Source organism: Chelativorans alearensis (assembly GCF_010993735.1).
Lineage (GTDB): Bacteria > Pseudomonadota > Alphaproteobacteria > Rhizobiales > Rhizobiaceae > Chelativorans > Chelativorans alearense.
Genome location: NZ_WQNI01000024.1, coordinates 36,457 through 47,553 on the forward strand (window position 1 = coordinate 36,457; position 11,097 = coordinate 47,553).

The 11,097-nt window shown below is 63.6% G+C and carries 8 protein-coding genes; 3 read left to right on the forward strand and 5 right to left on the reverse strand.

Translation table 11 applies throughout. The annotated features are described in order from the left end of the window. Positions 1 to 10 precede the first annotated feature (10 nt). From GPJ75_RS26080 to GPJ75_RS26095, 4 genes are all read right to left on the reverse strand, one after another. Positions 11 to 1,021 carry a glycosyltransferase family 2 protein gene (locus tag GPJ75_RS26080; protein WP_163272924.1) on the reverse strand — a complete coding sequence of 337 codons (1,011 nt, stop codon included), beginning with the start codon at positions 1,019 to 1,021 and terminating at the stop codon, positions 11 to 13. Beyond that, positions 1,018 to 1,926, reverse strand: coding sequence for a polysaccharide pyruvyl transferase family protein (locus GPJ75_RS26085; RefSeq protein WP_163272926.1), 909 nt, complete (start codon positions 1,924 to 1,926; stop codon positions 1,018 to 1,020). Before GPJ75_RS26085 ends, GPJ75_RS26080 begins: the two co-directional genes overlap by 4 nt. Next, positions 1,923 to 3,458 (reverse strand): lipopolysaccharide biosynthesis protein, encoded by a 1,536-nt coding sequence (locus tag GPJ75_RS26090; protein WP_163272928.1) that lies wholly within the window; start codon positions 3,456 to 3,458, stop codon positions 1,923 to 1,925. The genes GPJ75_RS26085 and GPJ75_RS26090 overlap by 4 nt, the downstream gene beginning before the upstream one ends. Positions 3,459 to 4,054: 596 nt before the next feature. Continuing rightward, entirely contained in the window at positions 4,055 to 4,879 is an 825-nt protein-coding gene (locus GPJ75_RS26095) for an AraC family transcriptional regulator (RefSeq protein ID WP_343036412.1), read from the reverse strand. Between the two features lie 484 nt (positions 4,880 to 5,363). On the opposite strand from GPJ75_RS26095, the gene GPJ75_RS26100 reads away from it, so the two are divergent. The 3 genes from GPJ75_RS26100 (at position 5,364) to GPJ75_RS26110 (ending at position 8,759) form a co-directional block, all read left to right on the forward strand. Next, positions 5,364 to 5,732, forward strand: a complete 369-nt coding sequence (locus GPJ75_RS26100) for a VOC family protein (protein WP_163272940.1) — start codon at positions 5,364 to 5,366, stop codon at positions 5,730 to 5,732. Then, positions 5,729 to 6,097, forward strand: coding sequence for a DoxX family membrane protein (locus GPJ75_RS26105; protein ID WP_163272932.1), 369 nt, complete (start codon positions 5,729 to 5,731; stop codon positions 6,095 to 6,097). The genes GPJ75_RS26100 and GPJ75_RS26105 overlap by 4 nt, the downstream gene beginning before the upstream one ends. A 1,198-nt stretch (positions 6,098 to 7,295) precedes the next feature. After that, positions 7,296 to 8,759 carry a L,D-transpeptidase gene (locus GPJ75_RS26110; RefSeq protein WP_343036414.1) on the forward strand — a complete coding sequence of 488 codons (1,464 nt, stop codon included), beginning with the start codon at positions 7,296 to 7,298 and terminating at the stop codon, positions 8,757 to 8,759. Between the two features lie 14 nt (positions 8,760 to 8,773). Here the strand turns inward: GPJ75_RS26110 and GPJ75_RS26115 are convergent, their stop codons facing one another. Next, positions 8,774 to 10,777: a peptidoglycan DD-metalloendopeptidase family protein gene (locus GPJ75_RS26115; RefSeq protein ID WP_163272935.1), complete on the reverse strand. Its 2,004-nt coding sequence runs from the start codon at positions 10,775 to 10,777 to the stop codon at positions 8,774 to 8,776. Positions 10,778 to 11,097: the final 320 nt, after the last annotated feature.

Sequence of the window (11,097 nt, forward strand, 5' to 3'; positions counted from 1 at the left end):
GCTTAGCGGGTTAGGGTTGCGGAACGGGTGCCTGGGTCTTGAACGTGCGATAGTGGGCCGGAACGCGACGGCAGGTCTTTGGAAAGTGCAGCCAGAACGAGGGCAGTTCCCGTGAGATCCTTAGAGCGGCGTCAAGGGTGACAAGCGGCCTGTAGCGCAGGTTTCTGAGGCACAGAAACACCAGGTGGTCGCGCGTTTCCTGCGCTTCCTGCTCGCTCAGCCCCCTTTGCGTCGAATCGAGATCGAATATGGTCAGGAGCTTGTCCCTGAAGACAAGCCCGTCGATCAGGCGGTTGGGCGCGTGGACCGAGTCCCACGCAAGCGCCTCCCGGTAAACCGACACGCCCCGCCCGCGCGATCCCATGACAGCCGTGGAATAGCTGACCCTCTTGGACTGCTTTGCGAGCGTGATCCAGAAAAGCTGATCCTCACCAGTACGGCGCAGCCTCACATCGAAGCGCACATCGCGGTGGGGCGGAAACCTGTAGACGACATTGGACGTGTGCGGGATGCAGTGAACCAGAAACTCGTTGAACGCTTGGTGCCCCGATATGGATCGCGACTCCGGTTCCGCGCCGACACGCACATCGTGGTTCCTCGTCATGTACTCGAAATAGGAGAACGACGTGACGCCGTCATGCATGCTATTGGCGAAATAAAAGTCCGCTCCGTCGGCAAGCGCAGCGACCGCGTGACGGAGATGGCCGGGAAACCACTCGTCGTCGGAATCGAGAAAGGCCACGTAGTCCGTCTCCGCCGGATCCAGATGGTCGAGCGCCGTATTCCGCGCCGCCCCCGGTCCGCCGTTTCCCCGGTTCAGCACGACGATGCTGTACGGGGCGGGCGGATCGAGATCGTCAAGCTCCCCTTGCGGGGGAAGCGGCGACTCGTCGTCGACGATGACGATATTCACATCGATGCCGTCCGGCAGGTCCTGCGCGATCACCGAATCGACCGAACGCCGCAAAATGCCCGGTTCCCTTTGGAAATAGGGGATGACGACGGCAATCCTGATGCTCATGGCCTGTGCTCCATGACGGAAGCGCGTGATCGGAGAAATTCCTCAACGGCCTGGTTTGCACGCTCGCATGCCTCGTTGATGCGATCGTCGCGGCTCAGTTGTGGCTCGCGTCGGCTCAGCTTTCTCAAGTGCCGTGCGGCAAGGAGGATCAAAGCCTTGTTCGCCGGCTTGGCGAGCGCGCTCTGGCCGATTTGCCTCGCGCGGCCTCCATAGTACCGCTGGCCCTTCGTCGCGCTGACATAGGCTTCAAGCAGGCTCGATGGCTGGAGGGGATGTGGGCTCAGGTCCAGTTCGAGGGAGTCCGCCCAATCCGACCATTTGGCCGCATTCGCGGCATGTATCGGGCGGACCGCAAGCCAGGGCGTCCTCAAGGCATCGGCGACGATGGCGCCATGCATGGCCTCGGTGATCAGCATGCGCGCACCGCGGATCTTGCCGATGATCTCTTCCACATCGTCGCGGGGATCGATCAGGCGAATGCCCGCCTCCGCGCAGGCTTCCGGCCAATGGCCTCGCGCAAAGCTGTGAAAGTGCGGCATGAAGGCGACGCCGAGGTCTTCCCCTGCCGGCGGCAAGTCGAGTTTGCGGAGAAGGATGGCGCTGTCGCAGATGCCCTTGGAAGGCGGCAGGTCAAGCCGCGCCGCCGTTCGCGGGCCGCGCACGAATATCACATCCCACGTGCCGTCGTGGACGTCGGGTGCCGGTGCGTAGCCCCCATATCCCGACCCGAGAACGTATTTGCGCGCTTCCTTCGGATAATCCTCCCAGAGGATCGAGCCGATGCCGAGAAACAATTCGCTGGCGTCCTCGTCGAGGAAGCCCTGTGGCAAAAGCCGCGGCCACATATAGGTGTTCAGTTCGTCGCCGAAATTGGGCACGTTGCCCTTGAAGTAGGTGAGCTTCATGCCGATACCGCCCTTCGCTTCAGCACGACATCGCGCATCTGAAATATCCGGCGGCTGTCGAGAGCGGCGAGCACCGCGCAATAGATTACCGCGCCGGACAAGACCTCGCCGGCAAGACGCAGATATGCCGTATCCTCATTCATGTATTGCCGCAGGGCAAGCACGCCGACCAGCATCGCCAGGCACGCGAGCGCGGGGGAGAGGAAGGGTCGCAGGTAGGTCCAGGGGCCGATCTTCAGTATTTTCAGAACCATCCACACGGCGGCCGGCCACATGAGGAAGTTCTGCACGGCAAGGGCGAAGACCAGGGCGGAAACGCCGAACCGGTAGAAGGCCACGATCACCAGCGCCGTCACGGCCTGCTTCGCCGCCATATAGTAGAACCACCAGTTCGGATTCCCCTGGCTGTTGATGAGCGATGCCTGGAGGACACCGATACAGCTCAGCAACCCGATGACGCAGAAGCTGCGGACGGCGGGCACCGCTTCGATCCAGTGCGCGCCGAAGAGCACCGCGATGAGGTCATTGGCGACGACGGCCAGCCCGACGAACACGGGAAACGAAAGCGCGGCCGAAGCGAAGGTCGCGAATAGGTATGCCTCCTTCAGCTTCTCGTGCTCGCTCTGCAGGGAGGCGAGCAGCGAATAGGAAACGGCGTTCAGCGCCCCGGCGACAAAATCGTTCAAGAGCTGGAATATCCGCCGCGCGAAGCTGAATATGCCGAGCGCCGTCGTGCCCAGAAGCATGCCGATCAGGATCTGGTCCAGCCTCATCATGCGCAGGATCCTGTGGCCCGATGCGAACATGCCGTAGTGGGCGAGTTCGCGCAGCGCACGCCATTCGAAGCGCAGGCCGGGCCGCCAGTTGACCGACAGGAGCGTGCCCACGCATATGGCGGCCGACGAGGCGACTTGCGACAGGGCCAGCGCCCAAAGCCCGTATCCCAAGGCCAGCAGGCCAAGACAGACGGCCCCTGAAATCAGCGAGGCGATCATCGTGCGCATGGCCATCTTGCTGAACGCCATGGCACGCGAAAGAAGCGCATTCGGCACGACGACGGCAAGGTCGAAGACGACGCGCAAGCCTATGACCGGCAGAAGCGCCTTGAGGCCGGCCTCGCCCATGAAGCCGGCGAGCGCCGGGGCGGCCAGCACGAGCACCGCATAGATGGCCAGCGCGACGAGCACACAGAGCCAGAATACCGAATCGAGATGCCGCCGCCCCAGATCCTCGCGCTGAACGAGGGCCTGGCCGAAGCCCGCCGGGGCGACGGCACTCGCCAGCATGGCGATGCTTGTCGCCAGCGCGACCAGACCGAACTCCCCGGGTGTGAGGAAGCGCGAGGTGACGGTGAACACACCCGCGGCGACCGCCGCCGGCGCAAAGCCACTCAGGGCCGACCAGAAGACGCCGTGAAGGGCAGCGCGTGCACGACCGCTGCGCAGACGGCCGTAGACGATCTCCTCTTCCTGCTCAAGACTCTTTTCGCTACGATCCAGCAAGCTCAGTTCCTTCAGCGGCTCGCTGCCCATCGGCAGCCGATTGTTCCTAGAACCAGATGAGATTAGGTCGGGTCATCGACCGCGCGTCATCCCGGAAAGCCGAGGGCTTGTCCGGGATCCATTCCGTGACATCGACGTTCCGGCCCGCTTCGCCGGAGCATCCGTGAGGCGAGAATGGGTTCCGGACAGCCTCCGCTTCGCTGCGGCTTTCCGGGATGACGCGCGGTGGATGACCTGGGTTGAATTCATCCCGCTCCAGGCTCGCCAAGTTCGGTGAAAGCCACGCGGTTGACCTCCAGTGTAGCCCTTTGTCCGGGATTTTCTAAGGCGCCGATGCGCCAAACATTTGCCAACTTCCGTTCCGGCCAACCACCGCCCGCTCTCAAACGGACGCAGGTCTCGACGCCATAATGCTGCAGCGCAACATACGATGCCACCGAACGGACGGTCAAGCAACTGCAAAATTTAATCCTGGATCAATCGTGAAGCTGATTAGAATTTACTGAGAATTGTGTCACATCGACTTCATAATTTGAGCAACTTTTGTGTAACACATGTATAAACCGTGAGGAATATCCTCAATTCACTGGGAAGCCGTTCACGATTCGTGAACGATAGAGCCGCTCTCACTCGCCTTGCAGCAGGCGATGAAGCCGATGCGGGGTGCGTCCCGTCAGGCGCCGGCTCTCGCGGACGAGGTGCGCCTGGTCGGCGTAGCCCGCCTCGGCCGCCAGGATGGCCGTGGAACTGTTCGCCTGGCGCGAAAGTCGCAAAAAGCGCTGATAGCGAAGGATGCGGTCAAGCGTCTTCGGGCCATAGCCGAAGCACTCTTCGAAGCGCCGGCGCAACGTCCTCTCGCTCATCTCGAGCGCGCGCATCAACCACGGGACGAGAGGCGCGCCGGGCGGCGGACCGCGCTCGACCAGGCGATAGGCCGCCTGCATGGGAACGTCCGTCTCGCGAGAAGCCATCTCCTCCGCCACCACCTCTTCGAGCGAAGAGGCCAGATCTTCGAGATTGTCGCCAACGCGCACGCGGCTGGCGAGGCGCCGGGCCCGCGCTCCCCACAAGTCGTCGAGCGACAGCCTCTGGCCGACAAGCTCGACAAGCGGCACGCCGAGCCATGCCGCCGCCGTGGCGGGATGGAAGCGGAAGCCGATCACAACCTCGTCCGCGGCCAGGACCTCGGTTTGCGGTTCCTTGTCGGGGCCGGCAACTCGGAAGCACCCCCCGATCCACTGCAGATCGATTGTCGCATCCGGCATGACGACGATCGGCGGTGCGCCCTCAGGGTCCATTCGGTGCACCCACGTCGCGGCAAAGCTCCCGCGAAGCCGCGCCGCAGCTGCACGTTCGCAAAATGAACCCGTTGCCTGCGCTGGGACGGGATCGCTCATCTCGCTCCTCTTGGCACTGCCGGCGCGGCGGGTTAGCGGTGATGCCCCGGCCATCGCTCGTCCGGACAGTATAGAGGACCGGAGCCGGCAAGTCTGCACAATCGACAACGTCTACCGATCGGGAACGGTTGCAAGAACAGCCGCTTTCTTCAAGCCGGAAGGAAGGGAGCAGGGTAAAGAATTCGGGTTAACAGTGGTTGCGTCGACCCCCACTCCGACCGCTTCGCGGCCACCTCTCCCCCCGCTCGACGGGGGGGAGAGGAAACGCCGGCCGCAACGCTGGCACCCTTCCTCTCCCCAGGCAGGAGGAGAGGTGGCTTACGAAGCAAGACGGAGTGGGGGTGATTGGCGCGGCGTTAACCTGAGTTCGCAGCCTGGAAGGGGCAGGTGAATGATCCTATGAGGTGCTTGCTATCGGCAGCCGTCGCGCGGCTGTCCGAGGTCGGTGCAGCCGGCGCTTCGATGGCCGTTTTGTTCAATCCAGCAAGCGACTCGCGTGCTCTCATCTCGGCGTCCAACTTCACACCGAGAGGTATGCATCATGAGCAACGACAACGACCAGCGGATCGACTATGTCGAATTCACCGTGAAGGACATTCGGCGCTCACGCGATTTCTACGGAAACGCTTTCGGCTGGACCTTCACAGACTATGGCCCGGAATATTGCGAGTTCAACGACGGGCGACTGTCGGGTGGCTTCACCACGCTAGGCTCCGTGCGGTCGGGAGGCGGCCCGCTCGTCATTCTCTATGCGGATGATCTGCCGGCAACGGTCAAGCGTGTCGAAGAAGCGGGCGGCAAGATCGTTAGGCCGATCTATGGTTTCCCGGGCGGCCAGCGCTTCCATTTCGCGGATCCGGACGGTTACGAACTCGCGGTCTACACCGAACAAGGCGGCGCGGAATGACCGCGTTCCTCCACCACCTTGGATTGGTTTTGCTCGGCGGCGTCTTTTTCTGGGTCGGCGTCGAGCATTTCCTCAGGTTCCGGGTGATAGCGGCGTCCCTGGCCGAGCGGGGTTTCCCCGCTCCCAGGCCTCTGCTGGCGGCCGGGTCGGTGCTGGAGATCGTAGCCGGCTTTTGCCTCGCAACGGGCATCGGTGCGGCCTATGCCGCCGCGGCGTTGGCCGTATTCACGATTGCCGCCACCGCCATGGCGCTCAACTTCTGGCGCTACACCGGCGACGAGCGAGCAGCCCTTCGTTCCGGTTTCACGATCAACGTCGCTGTCCTCGGCGGCTTGATCGTCGCCGCGACAGCTGGTTTGCAATGACCGCGCCGGTTCGCGATCGCTCCCTCAAGCGCGGCCAACCCAAGATGAGCTTGCCGAAGGATGGGGAGGAATTGAGGGTGGGGTCTCAACGACACATGCCCCCATCTCACTGGACCGACGTAGCACCCAACATGCCGGTCGGTGAGGGGGTAACCGGCGCCAGCCTTGCCGCGGGGATAAAATCGGCAGTCGGACTCCGCCAACCCATCCATCCCCGCTCCCACGCCCCTCAGGCTTCGAAGGGTCGCGGTGCCCCTCAGGGCGTCATCGCCACCCCACCAGCGTGCGTCATCCCGGAAAGCCGAAGGCTTGTCCGGGACCCATTCCGTGACCAGTCCACCTTCCGGAATGGGTCCCGGACAGTCTCCGCTCCGCTCCGACTTCCGGGATGACGCGCGTTGGAAGGGCGGCGGGCACCCTTCACCTCAGCCGGCAATGCCTCGCCTGCGCGGGGATAAATTTCCGCTCCCTCATAAAAAACATTCGTTCCAAAACAATCGCTTATCATTTTTTTGCTCCGCCCAACCGTGCATTTTATCCCCGCTGCCCAAGCCGCCCCTATCATGCTCCCCGTCCCTCCCGCGGGAACGTGGATCGCGACGGCGGTCTCGCGGGGAGGGGCCGGCGCCTCCGGCGGGCCGCTAACGTGGCGGCCGGCCCGGGGAGGCTCCGCCCAAGGGTTCCCCTGCCGCCACTACGGGCGGCGCGTGCCGGACGGTGCACTTTAAAAGGGAGCCGGGGAGACGGGGGCGCGGAGCGCCCTGTCGTGGAAGGCTCAAAGCCTTCCGGATCCGGCTTCGTGGAAGCGGAACGGGCGGAGACTTAAGAACGCCGGACGGGCGGCCGAGAGGTCGCTGAAAAAATTTAGACTGGCGACATTTTGGCCGCCCGTCTTCCCACCACCTCGAGGGAGCCTTCCCGAAGGGTGGGTTCTTTGAAATGGCCAGACGGTGAAAACCGGGCGTGGCAACGATGAAACGCGCCTGCCTTCACCCTGAGCTTGTCGAAGGGTGAGCCTGTCGAAAAGGAGCATCGATGATGGTATCACAGTTCATGACCGAGATAGTGCAGGGTTGGCCATTTTCATGTCTCGTTCATGTATTAGGCGGCACCCTAAGCTAGCGATGAGTGCGATTCGTATAAGCGCCGGCAGTCATAAGGTGCCGGTGGGGAGCGGGACGTGTTGAAGAGATATTCCTTGGCCTTGCTGCCCGGTCTTCTGACGGCCGCGCCTGCCCTGCAGGCGGAAGAGGCGCCGCGTTTGCCGGAGGGCGTACAGCTTGCCCAAGCCTACGATTTCGATGTCTATATCGACCAGTATGGGCGTGAGGTCGTGGTCGACCCGATCACGGGCCGCGTGGTCGAAATCCGCGCGCCTCTTCTCGGGCGGGCACCGCCCCCACCACCGCCGCCGCAGTATCAGCGCCGCGAGATGCGCTCCCGCGAACTCGGCCGGCGCGAATATGATTTCACCGATCCAAGGGATGTCGAGCGGTTCCATCGCGACCGCGAGGCGGCGATCAGCGAAGGGGTCGATCCTTACGACCCCTATGGCGAGCGCGGCTATCGCAGGCCGCGCTATGACGAGCCTTATATCGATCCGCGCTACGGCGAATACGAGGAAGCGCCCTCGGTAGAGGAGGGCTACGGCTCCGGTGCGCTGGTGGAGCGTGAAGCCCCGAGTGTGTGGCGCGCGCCTCTCGATTCGCCCTCCGGCCGCAGCGGGGCGCTGGCGGCGGTGCCGCCAGGCGACGGGCGCGAGCAGCTGCGTCCCGGCCGGGGCGAGGGGCTCGAGATCACCGTGCCGGGCGCGCGCGGCGCCAGCGAGGAGGTGGCGAAGTACCAGGTGCTCCTCGACCGCGCCGGTGCTTCGCCGGGGGTTATCGACGGGCGCATGGGCGATAACGTCAATAAGGCCATCAGCGCCTATCACGAGATCACCGGCCAGCGGTTGAGGACGTATGACAAGGAGTGGATCGCGGCCGAGCTGGAGAAGACCGGCGGGCCGGCTTTCGCCGAATACACGATCACCGCGGAGGATGCGGCCGGGCCCTACATCGCCTCCGTGCCGGAGGACTACGGCGAGAAGGCTACCCTCGAACGGTTGAGCTATACACGTGTTGCCGAGATGCTGGCCGAGCGCTTCCACATGGACGAGAAGTATCTCATCGAGCTCAATCCGGGCGCCAACTTCAATCGTCCCGGCACGGTCATCAAGGTGGTCAATCCCGGCAAGCCGGCGACGTACGACGTTGCGCGGATCGTCGCCGACAAGGACCGCAAGCAGGTTCGGGCCTACGATGCGCGAGGCCAGCTCGTCGCTGCCTATCCCGCCACCATCGGCTCGACCGATACGCCGTCTCCCACGGGTTCCCACGAAGTGGAGCGCGTCGCTTTCGATCCCGATTACACCTACAATCCGAAGAAAAACTTCAAGCAGGGTAACAACGAGCGCGTGCTGACCATCCCGCCGGGGCCGAACGGTCCGGTGGGCTCAATCTGGATCGCGCTGTCGAAACCGACCTACGGCATCCACGGCACGCCCGAGCCCTCGAAGATCGGCAAGACCTACAGCCACGGCTGTGTGCGTCTGACCAACTGGGATGCTCAGGAGCTCGCCAAGCGGGTGAAGCCGGGCGTGAGGGTGGAATTCGCGGAGTAGGACGCCGCGAGCCTTCAGTCGGCCACTCTGGCAAGGACCGGCAGCGGCTTGGTGAAGGAGTCCTGCAGGAGATCGTCGATGCGCTCGCGCTCGCGCTCGAAAGCGGCGAGTGTTTCGCCTTCGAGGGTGTGGCTGTCGGGCAGGCGCACGCGCATCGGGTCGACCTTGCGGTCGTTGACAATCAGCTCGTAGTGCAGGTGGTTGCCCTTCGCCAGGCCGGTAGCGCCGACATAACCGATGATCTGCCCCTGGCGAACCGTGGCGCCGGGGACGACGCCCTTGGCGATGCCGCTCTGGTGGTTGTACGAGGTGCGGTAGCCGTTGGCGTGGCGGATGATCGTCTGGCGTCCGTAGCCTGCCGACCATCCGGCCTTCTCGACCACACCGTCACCGGAAGCGATGATGGGCGTGCCGCTCGGAGCAGCCCAGTCGACGCCCGTGTGCATGCGCGAATAGCCGAGGATGGGGTGCCGGCGCATGCCGAAGGCGGAGGTGAAGCGGCCATTGGGCACGGGGTTGCGCAGCAGGAACGGCCGCGCGCTGCGGCCTTCGCGATCGAAATAATCCGTGCCGCCGCCGGGGAGCTCGAACAGGTAATAGGTCCGCGTCTTGCCTCCAAAGGTGGCCGAGACGTAGAGAAGCTCGGAATTTTCCGAAGCGCTTCCGTCTTCGTTGGGTTGTGAGAAGAAAACCTCGACCTGGTCAGAGAGGGAAAGGCGCGACTGATAGTCGACGTCGGCCGCCAGAAGACGGATGAGTCGCCGCGCCAACGGCTTGGTGAGACCGTAGGAATAAGCAGCGTTGTATATCCCGTCATACACGCGCGGCAGATCGGCACGGGATACCGGCAGCTGGGGGCCGTCGTCGAGCGCGGCCAGAAGTTCCCTTCCCGATTTCGGTTCTTCCGCCGGGACGAACTGGCCCCTGTCGTCCAGGGCGATGGTCACGAGATGCTGCCTGCCGTTATAGACGCTCGTGCGCACCACTTCGCTGGTCTCATCCCCAGCTTCGATACCGACGCGCAGTAGCGTACCGGCCTTGAGCGCATTCGTGTTGAGCAGCTTGGCGATCGCCTCGGCCATGCCCGAAACATCCTCGCCCTCGTAGCCGGCATCGCGGAAGGCATCGATGATCGGTTTATCTTCCGCGAAGGAGATGATGTCTTCGGCAAATCCGATCGAAGGTCCGTCGGGGGTGTTGCGCGGCGCAACCGAGACGTTTTCCTGGACGATACGGGCGCCGAAGTTGGAAAGCGCCTGAGTGGCGAGCGATTCACCGAACCGCTGCGGGTCTATATAATGCAGAGCCGCCACCTGGACGTCGCCTTCCGTGAGAATGGCGCTGGTCGTGCGCACCACCTGCTCGACCTCCTCGGCCGTCAGGTCGCTGTTCTCGTCGAAGGAGGCTGTCTGCAACGGAAAGGGAAGCGTGCGCAGGCTCACCTCGCTTTCCACTTTCGCCCCATAGATAAGGCCGGTGCGGGCGGCGCTGGCCGCGCCATCCTCGGCAAAGACGGAAAGCGGATCGAAGGGCGGGTAGTCCTTGCTGGTGGTGTGGCCGGCGGCAAGCGCCATCCTGACATGGACGAAAGGCAAAGTGCGCACGACGTCGCGGTCGCCTTCCTTCAGCACCGTCGACACCTCCATCAAGCGGCGGTCGCTCGGTTTGGCCAGCGCGCGCGAGGGAATGAGCCGGGCGGTCTTGGCCGCTTCGCCCGACCCCTCGGCCATATCCTCGAGGAGCACAATCTCCGGCGGCGTGGCAAGCTGCTCGCGTCCGTCAAGAGCCGCGGAGAGCGCAACGCCCATGAGCACAGTCGATGTCAGGCCGGTCAGGAAGGTGCCGACGAGCCAGCGCGCCGATATTTCACGGCGGTCGGGGGGGCCGCTGCGTCCATCCGCTATCAGCGGCGGCTGGTCATCGAGGGAAGGTCTCGCGCTTGCCTCTTCCAACGTCGTTTCCCGCTCCCATTGATCCGGCCGCACTCGCCGGCGGCTCCGATCCGTGCAAGAAGTCATGCCCGGCAGAGTCGGCCAAGTCAATGCACAGGCACCGCACCGGCGCGCCTGGCAAATGTCCGTGGTCGCAAAACGTCCCCCAATCAGTCGTACTGGAAATGAGCTTACGACACACTCATATAACACGACGTAGGCAGGGAATTGGGCCCCAATGTGTCCTTCCACAAGCCGGATGTCGGTGCCTGTCTCCGCAGGGCGGTGACGGGCAAACTGAGCGTCGCAAAAAATTCAAAAAACTTCACATTTGGCGTTGACAGTTTGGAATAGCGGCGGGTATATACGCGGCACAACGAGGGCGGCGGCGCCGCTGGCGACAGAGA